This is a genomic window from Kosakonia radicincitans DSM 16656 (genome assembly GCF_000280495.2).
Classification (GTDB): Bacteria; Pseudomonadota; Gammaproteobacteria; order Enterobacterales; family Enterobacteriaceae; genus Kosakonia; species Kosakonia radicincitans.
Window position 1 is genome coordinate 3,328,979 of the sequence record NZ_CP018016.1, and the last position, 15,675, is coordinate 3,344,653.

Annotated in this window: 12 protein-coding genes; 3 read left to right on the forward strand and 9 right to left on the reverse strand. The window is 56.9% G+C overall.

Going from position 1 to position 15,675, the window contains the following annotated elements:
- Positions 1-96: 96 nt before the first annotated feature.
- Positions 97-1,143, forward strand: a complete 1,047-nt coding sequence (gene potD / locus Y71_RS16005; protein ID WP_007374533.1) for a spermidine/putrescine ABC transporter substrate-binding protein PotD — start codon at positions 97-99, stop codon at positions 1,141-1,143.
- An 80-nt stretch (positions 1,144-1,223) separates the two neighbouring features.
- Here the strand turns inward: potD and Y71_RS16010 are convergent, their stop codons facing one another.
- The 9 genes from Y71_RS16010 to lolC all read right to left on the reverse strand — a co-directional run bounded on the left by Y71_RS16010 (position 1,224) and on the right by lolC (position 10,740).
- Complete coding sequence (locus Y71_RS16010; RefSeq protein ID WP_007374532.1) at positions 1,224-2,615, reverse strand: NAD-dependent succinate-semialdehyde dehydrogenase; 1,392 nt, start codon at positions 2,613-2,615, stop codon at positions 1,224-1,226.
- A gap of 251 nt (positions 2,616-2,866) precedes the next feature.
- Positions 2,867-4,228, reverse strand: coding sequence for an ATP-binding protein (locus Y71_RS16015; protein WP_007374531.1), 1,362 nt, complete (start codon positions 4,226-4,228; stop codon positions 2,867-2,869).
- Positions 4,200-4,883: a response regulator transcription factor gene (locus Y71_RS16020; protein WP_007374530.1), complete on the reverse strand. Its 684-nt coding sequence runs from the start codon at positions 4,881-4,883 to the stop codon at positions 4,200-4,202. The genes Y71_RS16015 and Y71_RS16020 overlap by 29 nt, the downstream gene beginning before the upstream one ends.
- Positions 4,883-5,641, reverse strand: coding sequence for a MipA/OmpV family protein (locus tag Y71_RS16025; RefSeq protein ID WP_007374529.1), 759 nt, complete (start codon positions 5,639-5,641; stop codon positions 4,883-4,885). The genes Y71_RS16020 and Y71_RS16025 overlap by 1 nt, the downstream gene beginning before the upstream one ends.
- Positions 5,642-5,814: 173 nt before the next feature.
- Positions 5,815-6,636: a Sir2 family NAD+-dependent deacetylase gene (gene cobB, locus Y71_RS16030; protein ID WP_007374528.1), complete on the reverse strand. Its 822-nt coding sequence runs from the start codon at positions 6,634-6,636 to the stop codon at positions 5,815-5,817.
- A 16-nt stretch (positions 6,637-6,652) separates the two neighbouring features.
- Positions 6,653-7,564 carry an N-acetylglucosamine kinase gene (gene nagK / locus Y71_RS16035; protein ID WP_007374527.1) on the reverse strand — a complete coding sequence of 304 codons (912 nt, stop codon included), beginning with the start codon at positions 7,562-7,564 and terminating at the stop codon, positions 6,653-6,655.
- A gap of 38 nt (positions 7,565-7,602) precedes the next feature.
- Complete coding sequence (gene lolE, locus Y71_RS16040) at positions 7,603-8,847, reverse strand: lipoprotein-releasing ABC transporter permease subunit LolE (protein WP_007374526.1); 1,245 nt, start codon at positions 8,845-8,847, stop codon at positions 7,603-7,605.
- A complete protein-coding gene (gene lolD / locus Y71_RS16045; RefSeq protein WP_007374525.1) occupies positions 8,847-9,548 on the reverse strand; it encodes a lipoprotein-releasing ABC transporter ATP-binding protein LolD in 702 nt (233 codons plus the stop codon). The genes lolE and lolD overlap by 1 nt, the downstream gene beginning before the upstream one ends.
- Positions 9,541-10,740 (reverse strand): lipoprotein-releasing ABC transporter permease subunit LolC, encoded by a 1,200-nt coding sequence (gene lolC / locus Y71_RS16050; RefSeq protein WP_007374524.1) that lies wholly within the window; start codon positions 10,738-10,740, stop codon positions 9,541-9,543. Before lolC ends, lolD begins: the two co-directional genes overlap by 8 nt.
- A gap of 292 nt (positions 10,741-11,032) precedes the next feature.
- On the opposite strand from lolC, the gene Y71_RS16055 reads away from it, so the two are divergent.
- Together Y71_RS16055 and mfd are read left to right on the forward strand one after the other, a co-directional pair.
- Complete coding sequence (locus Y71_RS16055; protein WP_007374522.1) at positions 11,033-12,106, forward strand: acyltransferase family protein; 1,074 nt, start codon at positions 11,033-11,035, stop codon at positions 12,104-12,106.
- Positions 12,107-12,217: 111 nt separating this feature from the next.
- Entirely contained in the window at positions 12,218-15,664 is a 3,447-nt protein-coding gene (mfd, locus tag Y71_RS16060; protein ID WP_007374521.1) for a transcription-repair coupling factor, read from the forward strand.
- Positions 15,665-15,675: the final 11 nt, after the last annotated feature.

Genomic DNA, 15,675 nt, shown 5'->3' on the forward strand with positions numbered 1-15,675 from the left:
ATTCAACAAGGCGTTCGCGAGAATTTCCGCCGCGTTCAATACCGGAATGGCAAATAAAATAGCCTGAAACAGAGGCTCAATCTCAGGGGACGTAATATGAAAAAATGGTCACGCCACCTGCTCGCAGCGGGCGCTCTCGCCCTCGGCATGAGCGCTGCGCACGCGGACGACAACAAAACGCTCTACTTCTACAACTGGACCGAGTATGTGCCGCCAGGCCTGCTGGAACAGTTCACCAAAGAGACAGGCATCAAGGTTATCTATTCGACTTACGAATCGAATGAAACTATGTACGCCAAGCTCAAAACCTATAAAGACGGTGCTTACGATCTGGTGGTGCCATCCACCTACTTCGTCGACAAAATGCGCAAAGAGGGCATGATTCAGAAGATCGATAAAACGAAGCTGACCAACTTCCACAACCTCGATCCGCAAATGCTCAACAAACCGTTCGATCCGAACAATGATTACTCGATCCCTTATATCTGGGGCGCAACCGCTATCGGTGTTAACAGCGAAGCTATCGATCCAAAGAGCGTCACCCGCTGGGCCGATCTGTGGAAACCCGAATACAAAGGCAGCCTGCTGCTGACCGACGATGCACGCGAAGTGTTCCAGATGGCGCTACGCAAGCTCGGTTACTCCGGCAACACCACCGATCCGAAAGAGATTGAAGCGGCGTATAAAGAGCTGCAAAAGCTGATGCCGAATGTGGCGGCCTTCAACTCCGACAATCCGGCGAACCCGTATATGGAAGGGGAAGTAAACCTCGGCATGGTATGGAACGGCTCGGCGTATGTAGCTCGTCAGGCCGGTACACCGCTGGAAGTGGTATGGCCGCAGGAAGGAGGTATCTTCTGGATGGACAGCCTGTCGATTCCGGCCAATGCGAAAAACGTCGACGGCGCGCTGAAGTTGATCAACTTCCTGCTGCGCCCGGACATTGCCAGACAGGTGGCGGAAACCATCGGTTACCCGACGCCGAACCTTGCCGCGCGTAAGCTGCTAAAACCGGAAGTGGCGAACGACAAATCGCTTTACCCGGATGCGGAAACCCTCAGCAAAGGCGAATGGCAAAATGATGTTGGCAGCGCCAGCGCCATTTATGAAGAGTATTACCAGAAGTTAAAAGCCGGGCGTTAAGCCGCAAACCGCGGCCCAGAATGTGGGCCGCGTCGCGTTAGCCGGGGAGCCGAACCGACGGGGGCTGGCTCCTCGCGCAGTTAAAAATCGGCATCAATATCGACAACCGAAATCAGCTTATGGTTGACGAACTCTTTAATCCCCAGCCCGGTTAATTCGCGGCCATAACCGGAACGGCGGACCCCGCCAAACGGGAGATCGGCTTTAACACGCGTGGGATGGTTGATATACACCATGCCAGTAGAGATGCGACTGGCCAGCGCTTCACCGTGCGCGGTATCGCGGGTAAAGACAGAACCGCCAAGGCCAAACGGCGAGTCATTGGCAATCCGCACCGCGTCGTCTTCGTTTTTGGCTCTGAAGATCATCGACACGGGGCCGAAGAACTCCATATAGTAGGCCGGATTGTCTGGCGTCACATTGGTCAGGATCGTCGGCTGCACAAATGCCCCGCGTTCCGGGACTTTCGGTCCAACTTCCAGCGCCTGTGCGCCATGCGCAATGGCCAGGCTGATTTTCTCTTTAACTTCGTCAGCGGCCTGTTGCGATGAGAGCGGTGCCAGCGTTGTGTTTTCATCCAGCGGATCGCCCGCCCGCAACGCGGCAACACCTTTGATGTAATGGTCAACAAACTGGTCATACACCTCATCAACAACGATCATGCGTTTCGATGAGACGCAAACTTGCCCGCCATTCCAGTGGCGACCAAATACGCCCCACTTCGCCGCTTTTTCGATATCGGCATCGGCAAGCACGATAAACGCATCGGCCCCGCCAAGTTCCAGCGTGGATTTTTTCAGCGCCTTCGCCGCTTGCTGAGCAACGGTGGCACCCGCGCCCTCAGAACCGGTTAACGCCACACCCTGTACCCGCGGGTCATTAAGGATCAGTTCGATATGGTGACGGGCTGCGTAGAGATTGATAAATCCGCCGTCAGGTAGACCGGCCTCTTTCATCAGGCGCTCAAACCGCGCGGCACTTTGCGGAACATTCGACGCATGTTTTAACAGGATGGTGTTACCGGCGGAGAGTTGCGGAGCAATGATGCGGGCGATTTGATAGTACGGGAAATTCCACGGCTCGATCGCCAGCAGCACTCCCAGCGGTTCATGCACAATTTTCGCCGTGGCTTCTTCCGGGTTTGCCACCGGCAGGATCTCCGGCGCCAGAAGTTTTTCGGCATTATGCACGTAGTATTCAAAAATTTGTGCCGACAGTTCCACTTCCGCTCGCGCTTCTGAAATCAGCTTGCCCATTTCAAGCGTAAGCAACTGCGCAAATTCATCTTTTTGCTGGCGTAACAGGTTGGCTGCGTTCTGTAAAATCGCGCCGCGCTGTGCAAATGAAACATTTTTCCACTCGCTAAAAGCACGGTGCGATCGTTCTATCGCGCCATTAACTTCAGCATCGGTGGCATCCGGGAACGTCTTAACGACTTCGCCGGTGTACGGGTTTGTTGTGACATATGCCATGCTAATTCTCCTTTATGGGCCGGGAATCCGCGTACGGCTTCCCGGTTTTAGCTCGGCCCTTTCTCATCTGGTGGTACCGTGCAGATCGAAATCCGGGCCGATCCGGTTGTTCGCCATGATCGGTGTATCACGGGTATCAACAGAGAAATACTAAGTTTGTCACGCCTGCAGAGAAAGCCAGGAGATTTGTTGGCAATCCTCAGAATATCTGAACATCATGCACGCCGGATGCGGGGTGCAGAAAGTGCTACTCACTCCCCCGTCACACACAACCTCAGCCGCAGACCGGGTTGCACGTTTTCTGCCGTCAGCGACCAGCCATGAGCCACGGCAATTTCCTGGCAGATCGCCAGCCCCAGCCCGGCGCCGCTATCGCGCCGGTGTGCGCCGCGCCAAAAGCGCGTGAACAATAAAGGCAGTTCGTCCCCGATAACACCCGGCCCCCAATCGCGAAGCGTGATGGCCTGCGCATGAATTTCTATATGCACGTCGCTGCCCGCAGGCGCATGCTGGATCGCGTTTTCCATCAGGTTTTTCAGCAGGGTGAACAATGCGCCGCGATCGGCATTCCACACCACGGCAACATGCCTGAAGCTCAGCGTCAGATTGACGCGCGCCTCTTCGGCAATGCGCTGCAGAAATCGCGCGCTATCGCGGGCGACATCCGCCACATCAACCGGCGCGAAGTGGTAGCTCAGCGGCTCGCTGGCCTCCGCGAGGATCAGCAGTTGCTGTACCTGGCGGGAAAGATGTTCCACGCGAGCCAGCAGCAGTTCGCGGGCCTCGGCACAGTCGCTCATCAATTCCACTTCAGCGCGAATCAGCGTCAGCGGCGTCTTCAGCTCATGGGCGGCCTTCGCCAGAAAATCCTGCTGATTGCGAAACCCCGTCTCCAGCCGGGCTAATGCCTGGTTAAAACTGTCGATCAGCGGCGAAATCTCCGTGGGAACACCCGCCGTTGGCAAACGGGCATCCAGCGAGCGCGGCGAGATCGTGGCGGCTCCGGCGGATGCCTGTCGCAACGGTCGCAGCGACCAGGCCAGCGTCACCCAGGCGCACAAACCGAACACCACCAACAGCACCAGACTGAACAGCTCAATACCAAAACGAATAAACGGCAGGGCAAATCCACGGTGCAAAAAATCGATAATCCGCGAACTGGCGCTCACCTGGATAAACCAGCGCTTTCCCTCCATGAAATAGGGATCGCTGGTACCGCCATATTCCGCGCCCTGCAATTGAAACTTGAAGTCGCCCGCAACCGGCGCAGTAAGTTGCGGTAGCGGCGGCCAGTGCTGTGCGCCCGGCGACATCAATACCACTTTCCCGTCGGCATCCAGCACCCGGTATGCCAGTTCCTCTTCGAGGCTGCTGTAGATCCACAGCGGATAATCAGCCCCTTCACGAAAACCGATCGGCTGACCGTGAGCATCAAATTGCAACTGGCGGGCTAACGCCCGGGTGTAATCAGTCAGATCCATTCCCGGCAAACGCTCTTTCACCACCATACCGAGCAGGATCAGCAGCGCAATGCTGAGCAGCACGCCGGTGATAAAGGCCAGTAAGATCTTGAACGACAGGCTGTTAAAGCGGCGTGTTTTCCCGGATGGCATAGCCCAGCCCCCTGATATTCACAATCTGCAAACGGGAGCCAATCGCCAGCAGTTTGCGGCGCAGCCGATACAAAACAACATCGAGGGCGTTCGGCGTAACGGCATCGCTCAGCCCCCACCCGGCCGCCTCCATACTGTTGCGGCGCACAATGCTGCCCTGCTTACGGATCAACGTCAGCATGATCTGTAGCTCAGCGGGAGCCAGCGGGACATTCTGCTGCCCGCAGCACATGACCGCCGATTCCGGCAATAAAGTGATATCGCCCCACATTGGCTTCAGGGTCTGGCTTTCGGCGGGACGACGTAATAATGCCCGCACACGAGCCACCAGCTCCTCCATGGCAAAGGGTTTGGCCAGATAATCATCGGCTCCGGCCTCCAGCCCTTCGACACGATCGTGCAACGCATCGCGGGCGGTCAGGATCAGGCACGGCGTGACAACCTGCGCCTGGCGCAGGCGCTGCAATAACTGCAAACCGTCGCCATCCGGCAATCCCCGATCGAGCACCAGCCCCTGGTAAGCCACTTGCTGTATGGCATGCCAGGCGGCATCGCCGCGACCGACGATATCCGTGGCGATCCCGGCGGCGCCCAGCCCTTTACCGATCAGGCGCGCCAGATGGTCATGATCTTCTATTAACAGTATTCGGCTCATCAGAAGTCGTAGAGATAACTCACAAAAAATCGGTTTTCGTTGGTCCTGTCCACCAGCGGGCTATCCTTAATTTCTGATGCCAGCAGCGTCGCCTGCACATCCACCATCAACAACTGGTGAGTGCTGAACTGCCAGCGGCCATTGAGGCCAATTTCCGTGTTCAGCGCGGCGTCCCCCTGCCAGGCAGGTCGCCAGGCGCGGGCTTCATCGCTGCGCACGCCATAGTAATAATTCACATAATTGCTGTCGTAACGGTTCGCCACAACACGCGGCGTCAGGGTCACATCGCCCCACTGCCAGCTACGCTCCGCGCCAAGACGCAGGCGTTGCCCGTTGCTGTTACCGGAGATATCGTGCGACCAGTCGGTGAAAATATTCACCAGCGGGTTCTGCCACTCCACGTTGACGCCAGCCCACACGCCGCCTTTGCGCTTATCCATCCCACGCAGAATTTCGGCATCGTCGGAGGCGTAGCCTGCGCCATCATAGCGGGCTATTAGACCGGCATTTAGCCGTTGGGTTTCACTCCACTGCCAGGCAGGTAATTTCACTTCAGCAGTGGTGCCTAAAAAGCGGAAATAACGGTTTTCGATATGCAGTACCGGCAGCGGCGTGTATTCGCGGTCGATCCCGGTATAGGGTTTTTGCGTGCTGGCAACGCCGACGCCCAGCCCCCAGGTGGTGGCGTCATCGGCAAGGGCGGAAAATGAGAGAGACAGCAAACTGGCAGCAATAATGCGGTGCGGCACAACAACCATAATGGCGCTCCTGTTAGCAATGGAAGCGCTATCATCCGCGGTGAAAACTTACGGGGAACTTACCGGAAAGCGACTTGTAACTTATTTGTCGGGGAGAAACGAAAGGCCCGGCACGCAAAGCGCCGCCGGGCGACAAGCAAACGGCATACTCCCGCTTGTGCGAGAGAGTGTCGTTACAGCCCTTTCAGCAATTTTTCCACAAACTCTGGCACCACTTCGCTTGCCAGCCCATAGTGCTTCTCTTCGAACTCGCTGCCGACCTGGCTCGGTTCAAGGTTCAGCTCAACGGTGTGCGCGCCCTGTAGTTTCGCTTCGTGGACAAACCCGGCAGCCGGGTAAACATGCCCGGATGTGCCAATGGCGATAAAGACATCGGCCATCGCCAGCGCGCTGTAAATTTCATCCATGCCCAGCGGCATCTCGCCAAACCACACCACATGCGGGCGCAGCGGCGCGGGGAACTGGCAGCAGTGACATTTATCTTCACGCGTGACATCGCCGGTCCACTCCAGCACCTGCCCGCTCTGCGAGCAGCGCACTTTCAGTAGCTCACCGTGCATATGGATAATGTTTTTGTTGCCGGCGCGCTCATGTAGGTTATCGATATTTTGCGTGATCAGCAGGAAACGATCGCCCAGCGCCTGCTCCAGCTTCGCCAGCGCCAGGTGCGCGGCGTTCGGCACAATCTCCGGCAATTGCAACTGCCGACGACGATCGTTATAAAAAGTCTGCACCAGCTGCGGGTTGCGGGCAAAACCTTCCGGCGTTGCCACATCTTCCACATGATGCTCTTCCCACAGCCCGTCGGCGGCGCGAAAAGTACGAATGCCGGATTCGGCAGAAATGCCCGCTCCGGTCAGGACGACGACTCTTGGTTTTTCCATCAGTTCCGGTACCACTCTGTCTCTGAAGAAAATTCGCTGGCGTAACCGCTCGCGCTGGCGGCGTTTGTTACGGCGAAAACGGCTGAGACGATGTAAACGACGCGATTGCATGGCATCCTCTCAGGATTTAATCAGTTAAGTGAAGGAAGGCCGCGCCGCGCATGCCGCCCGCATCGCCGTGGCGAGCACGTTCAATACGCGGGACATCGCCTGCCGGCAGCAGATGCGGCGCAATGCGTTCCGGCAACAGCCGGGTCAGTGCGCTGAAGTTTGATAAACCACCGCCGATCACCAGCAGATCGGGATCGACAATGGTCAGAATATTGCCCAGACACACCGCCAGTAAATCCACATAGCGCTCAACATGGGCCCGCGCTTTCGCCTCGCCCTGCTCCCAGTGCGAAATGATTTCCGGCGCTGACAACGATTGATGGTAGAAGTACTGATACAGCCACGCAAAACCGCGTCCCGAGAGATAGTTCTCAATGCAGCCAATTTTGCCGCAGCCGCAGCGGGTTAACGGAAAGTCAAAACCCATCAGCCCCAGCGCATCCACCGGCAGGCGAATATGACCAAATTCTCCGGTAATAAAACGACGCCCGGTCACCGATTTCCCGTTCACCACCAGCCCGCCGCCCATGCCAGTGCCGAGGATCAACCCCATCACCAGCGGATAGTCGCGGAATTCATCATCCCAGGCTTCTGAGAGGGTAAAGCAGTTGGCATCGTTATCGATACGCACATCCCGCGCAAGCAGAGCGCTGAGATCGGTGCGCAGCGGCTGACCGCTGGCGGCAGGAAGGTTGGAGGCATACAGCGTACCGTCGGCGGTCTCTGGCATACCAGGAATACCGACGCCGACGCTGCCTTTGCTACCGAAGCGTTCATCCGCTTCGGCAACCAGCCCGGTGATGGCGCGCAAAAACGCGTCGTAACTGTCGTGGGGCGTGGCGACGCGCTTTTCCCACTGTAAGCGTCGCTCAGCGTCAAAGACGCCTAACGCGATTTTACTGCCGCCGATATCAAATCCGTAATTCATCGCCACTCCTTCGTTGTGGCCCTGTGAAAACGGCGGGATTACTGCCCGCTCAGTACTCTTGCCGGATCAATATTGCTCGCCCGGCGCGCCGGATACCAGCTCGCCAGCAGGCTCAGAAGTAACGCCGTCACCAGCACGTACACCACATCCAGCGGGTGTAACTCTGACGGCAGGAAATCGATAAAGTAGATATCCCCCGACAGGAACTGATGACCAATAATCTTCTCAATCACGTTGATAATCGGTGTCAGTTGCAGCGCCACAATAACACCAATCACCACGCCGCAGAGGCTGCCCAGCAGCCCGGCCAGCAGCCCGTACCAGACAAACACGGCGCGGATCAGGCCATCTTTCGCCCCCAGCGTGCGCAGCACGGCAATGTCGCCGCTTTTGTCTTTTACCGCCATCACCAGTGTCGAGACAATATTAAAACAGGCCACGCCAATCACCAGCACCATCGCCAGATACATAATGGCGCGGATCATCTGGATGTCGCGGTACATATAGCCGTACTTGCCGATCCAGCTTTTGATATAGACATAGTTGTTCGTGACGCTGCCCGCATCGCGCACCAGCTTATTGGCGTTAAACACATCATTCACTTTGATGTCGATACCGGTAATGCTGCTGCCCATCTCCAGATACTGCTGCGCATCCGCCATCGGGATCATGGCATAGCTGTGATCAAGCTGGCCGCTGAGCTGTAAAATCCCGGTTACGTGCAGACGCACGCGTTTCGGTTGCAGCAGTTTGTGCGCGTCGTCCGAGTTGGGGATCATGATCGATACCCAGTCGCCCTGCTTCACTTTTAGCGCATCGGCAACGCCTTTGCCGAGAATGATTTGCTGCTCACCGGCACGGAAATTCTGCCAGGCATCGCCCTGCACAAATTTCGGCAGCGCGCTCAGCTCGCTCTCCTGCGCCGGATCAACGCCTTTCACCTGGATGGCGCGCAAATTCGCCCCACTTTCTACCAGCCCGGTAAAATTAATATAGGGCGCAGCGGCAGCAATGCCGGGAACTTTTTTCACTTTTTCCAGCGCCGTGTCCCAGTCGTTCCACGGCTGATTCACCGGCTCGATCTCGCCGTGCGGCACCACCGCCAGAATGCGGTTGTTCAACTCGCGCTCGAAACCGTTCATCGCGCTTAAACCGACGATCAACACCGCCACACCCAGCGCGATACCGACAGTGGAGATCACCGAAATCAGCGACACCATTCCGCCGCGACGGCGACCGCGGCTAAAGCGCAGACCAATCAATAACGACAGAGGCAGCGCCATTAATCTGCCCCCATCAGCGTCACATCGGCGCTCAGGTGGCCGTCGCGCATCTCCAGTTGGCGATTCATACGCTTCGCCAGTTGCAGATCGTGCGTCACCACCAGAAAGGCGGTGCCCTGCGCCTGATTCAGTTCCCCCAGCAGCGCAAAGATACTGTCGGCGTTGCGGGCATCGAGATTACCGGTCGGTTCATCTGCCAGCACCAGACGCGGATTGTTCACCAGCGCGCGCGCGATAGCAACGCGCTGGCGTTCACCGCCGGAAAGCTCAGAAGGACGGTGACTGGCGCGATGCTCAAGCCCAACGGCGCGCAGCATTTCCCGCGCACGGGCATCAATTTCCGCCGGTTTCTTTTTCCCGATGAGGAGCGGCATAGCCACGTTTTCCAGCGCGGTAAAATCGGGCAGCAGATGGTGAAACTGGTAGATAAAGCCGAGTTCGCGGTTGCGCAGCTCTGCTTTCGCCGCCGATGAGAGCTTGCTCATCGGCCGATCGCGGAAAATGACATCGCCGGAGGTCGGGGTATCCAGCCCACCCAGCAGATGCAGCAGCGTACTCTTCCCGGAACCGGAGCTACCGACGATCGCCATCAACTCCCCTTCACCCATGCTAAAGCTGACATTGTGCAGCACGTCGGTTTGCACACTGCCTTCCTGATAGCGTTTGCACAGGTTGTCGCATTGCAACAGGATTTTATTCATAACGTAAAGCCTCAGCGGGTTGAGTGGCGGCAGCGCGCCAGGAAGGATAAAGCGTTGAAAGCAGCGCGATGGCCATCGCCACCAGCGCAATACCCACGACCTGCAGCGGCTCAATTGCCACCGGCAGCGCCGCGCCGTCGAGCAGCGCGCCGATAATCGGCATCAGATTATTGAGCTGGCTGGCAAGCAGCGCGCCAAGCACGGCACCAAGCAGCGCGCCAATGATCCCGGCGCTGGCTCCCTGCACCATAAAGATCGCCATAATCTGGCGCGGCGTCAGCCCCTGGGTTTGCAGGATCGCCACCTCGCCCTGTTTCTCCATCACCATCAGGCCCAGCGAGGTGATGATATTAAACGCCGCAACGGCGACAATCAGGCTCAGCAGCAGCCCCATCATGTTCTTTTCCATGCTCACGGCCTGGAACAATTCGCCTTTGCGATCGCGCCAGTCCTGCCATTTTGTGCCTTCCGGCAGCGTTTGCTGGCTCAGTACGTCCACTTTCAGCGGCTCGTTGAGCCACAAGCGCCAGCCGGTAATGTTACCCACCGGGTAACGCATCAACCGCGACGCATCGTCAATGTTCACCAGCATTTGATATTCATCCACTTCGCTGTTGGCGGCGAAAGTACCGATCACGGTGAACAGACGCTGGCTCGGCAGACGCCCCATTGGGGTGAACTGGCTGGCGGAGGGCACCATCACGCGGATCTGATCGCCGCGATTAACGCCTAATTGCCCGGCCAGTTGTTCACCGAGGATGATGTTGTATTTGCCCGCCTGCAGGTCGCTCTGTTTAACGTTCACCAGATACGGCGTCAGTGGATCCTTCTGCGCCGGATCGATCCCCAGCATCACGCCGACCGCCACACTGCGCGCGCTTTGCAGTACGACATCGCCGGTAGTCAGCGGCGCAATACGCGTTACGCCCTGCAATTTCACGGCGCTGGCAGGAAGTTGTTGCGGATTGAGGGAGCCGTTTTGCGCGGTGAGTGTGGCCTGCGGCATTAACCCAAGAATGTTGTTTTGCAGCTCGCGTTCGAAGCCATTCATCACTGATAACACGGTCACCAGCGCCATGACGCCGAGCGTAATGCCAATGGTTGATAGCCAGGAAACAAAGCGGCCAAAGCGGTCCGCTGCGCGTCCACGCATATAGCGCAGACCTATGAAAAGAGTGACAGGCTGGTACATGAAATCCGTCTGATTGCTGATAGCAGAGTCAGGAGTATATAAGCGAAAGCACATAGCGTAAATGAGAGGAACCGTAAGAATTCGTCAGCGTGATATGAAAAAAAGCCGGGAAATCAACTCAATAATTCCATTCTGCCAACGCTGAACTGCTGCATGTTTGCACAGAGGTCAACCACAAACGATTCTGATCTTAATCCTAAAATGACAAAATACAGATATTTTCGCATCACATTCACGCCCTCAATAGTCAGGATAAAAGACTTAATTTTTTGTAATGCAGGGGACTAAGGACGTGAAACAAAAAGCTTTGTGGCTAAACCAAATTAAAGGGTTATGTATTTGTCTGGTGGTGATTTACCACTCTGTGATTACCTTTTATCCGCATCTCAATGTATTTCAGCATCCATGGTCGCAAACGCTCTCGAAGTGCTGGGTCTACTTCAATCTTTACCTCGCACCTTTTCGCATGCCGGTGTTCTTTTTTATCTCCGGCTATTTGATTCGCCGCTATATCGATGAGGTGCCGTGGAAAGAGACCATCGATAAACGCATCTGGAGCATTGTATATGTGCTGGCGTTGTGGGGCGTATTGCAGTGGGCAGGCTTAAGCCAGCTTAATGCATGGCTGGCACCGGAACGCGATCTGAGCAACGCCGCGAATGCTGCTTACGCTGGTAGCTGGATTGAGTTTTTACAGGGGATGCTCACCGCGAGCACCAGTCTGTGGTATCTGTACGCGCTGGTGGTCTATTTCACCCTGTGTAAACTGTTGAGCCGCTGGAAAGTGCCAATGCTGGCGCTGATGATCCTGAGCAGCCTGGCGATCAATTATCTGCCGCTGCCGTGGTGGGGAATGAACAGCGTAGTACGTAATATGATTTTCTACTCGCTGGGTGCCTGGTATGGCGCAAGCCTGATGGAGTGGGTCAAAACCGTACAAATTCGCCGTTACGGCGTGCTGTTTGCCCTCGCGATGGTCGCGGCCTTCGGCCTGTGGATGTTCGCGATGCCGTTGCCGCTCTGCCTGCTTTCTATCGTCGCCATTATGCGGCTGTTCTGGGAGCTGGAGCAGCGTTTCCCGCCGAGTGAAAAGAGCCTGTTGAATGTAGTGGGCAGCAATACACTGGCGATTTACACCACCCATCGCATTCTGGTTGAGGGATTCAGCCTGGCGCTGATCAAACCGCTGAATGCCGGTGTCTGGCCGCCGCAAACCGAACTGGCGCTGCTGCTGGTCTATCCGTTTGCGACTTTGCTTATCTGTACGCTGTTTGGATTGCTGGTGCGCAAACTCTCCAGCGCCTTGTTTGGCGATCTCTTTTTCACCCCTCCGGCAAAACTCTTCCAACCCGCCACCGCACGCTGATCCATGCGTTCACCTTGGCTAAAATGACGCAATCGCGGATAATCAAGGGATTGCGTATCAGTGATATGCCCCCATGTGGGGGTATATCCACAAGAGACTCCGACACCTTCTATGCCTGAACAATATCGTTATTCACTGCCGACCAAAGCGGGTGACCAGCGCCAGTTTGGCGAACTCACCGGCGCCGCCTGCGCCACCGAAGTGGCGGAAATCATTGAGCGCCATGCTGGTCCCGTGGTGCTGATCGCACCGGATATGCAAAACGCCCTGCGCTTGCAGGACGAGATAAGCCAGTTTACCGATAACCTGGTCATGAACCTGGCCGACTGGGAAACTCTGCCCTACGACAGCTTCTCGCCACACCAGGAGATCATCTCTTCCCGTCTTTCCACCCTCTACCAGCTGCCAGCCATGCAGCGTGGCGTGCTGATTGTGCCGGTCAATACCTTGATGCAGCGCGTCTGCCCGCACAACTATCTGCACGGCCATGCGCTGGTGATGAAAAAAGGGCAGCGGCTGTCTCGCGATCAGCTGCGCGCGCAGCTGGACAGTGCGGGTTACCGCCATGTTGATCAGGTGATGGAGCACGGCGAGTATGCCACGCGCGGCGCACTGCTGGATCTCTTCCCGATGGGCAGCGATCAGCCGTTCCGTCTCGACTTTTTCGACGATGAAATCGACAGCTTACGGCTGTTCGACGCCGATACCCAGCGCACGCTGGAAGAGGTCGAGGCGATTAATTTACTGCCTGCGCATGAATTCCCGACCGATAAAAATGCCATTGAGCTGTTCCGCAGCCAGTGGCGCGATCGGTTTGAGGTGAAGCGCGATGCAGAACACATTTATCAGCAGGTGAGCAAAGGCACCCTGCCCGCCGGGATCGAATACTGGCAGCCGCTGTTCTTTAGCGAACCGCTGTCGCCGCTGTTTAGCTATTTCCCGGCGAATACGCTGCTGGTCAACACCGGCGATCTGGAAGCCAGTGCGGAACGTTTCCAGCAGGAGACGCAGGCGCGCTTCGAGAGCCGCGGTGTGGATCCGATGCGCCCGCTGTTGCCGCCGGAAAGCTTATGGCTGCGCAGCGACGCGCTGTTCAGCGAACTGAAAAAATGGCCGCGTATCCAGCTCAAAACTGAACGGCTCAGTGAAAAAGCCGCGCACGTTAATCTCGGTTATCGCGCGTTGCCAGAACTGGCGGTACAGGCGCAGCAAAAATCACCGCTGGATAACCTGCGTAAGTTCCTTGAGTCCTTCAGCGGCCCGGTGGTTTTCTCGGTCGAGAGCGAAGGCCGCCGCGAAGCGCTGATAGAACTGCTGGCGCGCATTAAAGTGGCGCCCAAACGCATTTTGCGTCTCGACGAAGCGTCAACGCCGGGCGCCTGGCTGATGCTCGGTTCCGCAGAGCACGGTTTTATCGACACCCTACGCAACCGGGCACTGATTTGCGAAAGCGATCTGCTGGGCGAACGCGTTGCGCGCCGCCGCCAGGATACGCGACGGACGATTAATCCCGACACGCTGATCCGTAACCTCGCTGAGTTGCACGACGGCCAGCCAGTGGTGCATCTGGAACATGGCGTCGGGCGTTATGCCGGTATGACCACGCTGGAAGCCGGCGGCATTAAAGGCGAATACCTGATGCTGACGTACGCCGGTGACGCCAAACTTTATGTCCCGGTCTCTTCGCTGCATCTAATCAGCCGCTATGCGGGCGGCGCAGAAGAGACTGCCCCGCTGCATAAACTGGGCAGCGATGCCTGGGCGCGGGCACGGCAGAAAGCGGCGGAAAAAGTGCGTGATGTGGCGGCCGAGCTGCTGGATATCTACGCGCAGCGCGCGGCAAAAGCAGGTTTTGCCTTCAAGCACGATCGTGAACAATATCAACTGTTCTGCGATAGTTTCCCCTTCGAAACCACGCCGGATCAGGCGCAGGCGATCAACGCCGTGCTCAGCGATATGTGTCAGCCGCTGGCGATGGATCGTCTGGTGTGCGGCGATGTGGGTTTCGGTAAAACCGAAGTGGCGATGCGCGCGGCATTCCTTGCCGTCGAAAACAACAAGCAGGTGGCGGTGCTGGTGCCAACCACCCTGCTGGCGCAGCAGCACTTTGATAACTTCCGCGACCGTTTTGCCAACTGGCCGGTACGCATTGAGATGCTCTCACGCTTCCGCAGCGCCAAAGAGCAGTCGCAAATTCTTGAACAGGCCGCTGAGGGCAAAATCGATATTCTGATCGGCACGCACAAACTGCTGCAAAGCGATGTGAAGCTGAAAGATCTCGGCCTGCTGATTGTCGACGAAGAGCACCGCTTCGGCGTGCGCCATAAAGAGCGCATCAAAGCGATGCGTGCCGATGTCGATATTCTGACGCTGACGGCAACGCCGATCCCGCGCACGCTGAATATGGCAATGAGCGGGATGCGCGACCTGTCGATCATCGCCACGCCACCTGCGCGCCGTCTGGCGGTAAAAACCTTTGTTCGGGAGTACGACAGCCTGGTGGTACGTGAGGCGATCCTGCGTGAAGTGCTGCGCGGCGGGCAGGTCTATTACTTGTATAACGATGTGGAGAATATCCAGAAAGCCGCCGCCAGGCTGGCGGAGCTGGTGCCGGAAGCGCGCATCGCTATCGGTCACGGGCAGATGCGCGAGCGCGAACTGGAACGGGTGATGAACGATTTCCATCATCAGCGTTTCAACGTGCTGGTCTGCACCACCATTATTGAAACCGGGATCGATATTCCGACTGCCAATACCATTATCATCGAACGCGCCGATCACTTTGGTCTCGCCCAGTTGCACCAGTTGCGCGGACGCGTCGGTCGCTCACACCACCAGGCCTACGCCTGGTTGCTGACGCCGCACCCGAAAGCGATGACAACCGATGCGCAAAAACGGCTGGAAGCTATCGCCTCGCTGGAGGATTTGGGCGCAGGTTTTGCGCTGGCAACGCACGATCTGGAGATCCGTGGGGCGGGCGAGCTGCTCGGTGAAGATCAGAGTGGCCAGATGGAAACCATCGGTTTCTCGCTGTATATGGAACTGCTGGAAAACGCAGTTGATGCGCTGAAGGCCGGTCGCGAGCCGTCGCTGGAGGATTTAACCAGCCAGCAGACCGAGGTCGAATTGCGCATGCCTTCGCTATTGCCGGACGATTTTATTCCTGATGTTAATACGCGTCTGTCATTCTATAAACGCATCGCCAGCGCGAAAGATGCGAACGCACTGGAAGAGATAAAAGTCGAACTGATCGATCGCTTTGGGCTGCTACCGGATGCGGCGCGTAACCTGCTGGATATCGCCCTGTTGCGCCAGCAAGCGCAGAAGCTGGGGATCCGCAAACTGGAAGGCAATGAAAAAGGCGGCATCATCGAGTTCAACGAGAAAAACAATGTCAACCCGGTGTGGCTGATTGGTCTGCTGCAAAAACAGCCGCAGCATTTCCGTCTGGATGGTCCGACGCGGCTGAAATTTATGCAGGATCTGAGCGAACGGAAAACCCGCATGGGCTGGGTGCGTAATTTTATGCAGCAACTGGCCGAAAACGCCGTCGCCTGATGGTCTCAGCG

Coding starts and splice junctions, on each gene's coding strand:
- lolE (WP_007374526.1), bottom strand. CDS start 8,847: ATGGCGCTGCCTCTGTCGTTATTGATTGGTCTGCGCTTTAGCCGCGGT.
- cobB (WP_007374528.1), bottom strand. CDS start 6,636: ATGCAATCGCGTCGTTTACATCGTCTCAGCCGTTTTCGCCGTAACAAA.
- Y71_RS16015 (WP_007374531.1), bottom strand. CDS start 4,228: ATGCCATCCGGGAAAACACGCCGCTTTAACAGCCTGTCGTTCAAGATC.
- nagK (WP_007374527.1), bottom strand. CDS start 7,564: ATGAATTACGGATTTGATATCGGCGGCAGTAAAATCGCGTTAGGCGTC.
- lolC (WP_007374524.1), bottom strand. CDS start 10,740: ATGTACCAGCCTGTCACTCTTTTCATAGGTCTGCGCTATATGCGTGGA.
- Y71_RS16025 (WP_007374529.1), bottom strand. CDS start 5,641: ATGGTTGTTGTGCCGCACCGCATTATTGCTGCCAGTTTGCTGTCTCTC.
- mfd (WP_007374521.1), top strand. CDS start 12,218: ATGCCTGAACAATATCGTTATTCACTGCCGACCAAAGCGGGTGACCAG.
- lolD (WP_007374525.1), bottom strand. CDS start 9,548: ATGAATAAAATCCTGTTGCAATGCGACAACCTGTGCAAACGCTATCAG.
- Y71_RS16010 (WP_007374532.1), bottom strand. CDS start 2,615: ATGGCATATGTCACAACAAACCCGTACACCGGCGAAGTCGTTAAGACG.
- Y71_RS16020 (WP_007374530.1), bottom strand. CDS start 4,883: ATGAGCCGAATACTGTTAATAGAAGATCATGACCATCTGGCGCGCCTG.
- potD (WP_007374533.1), top strand. CDS start 97: ATGAAAAAATGGTCACGCCACCTGCTCGCAGCGGGCGCTCTCGCCCTC.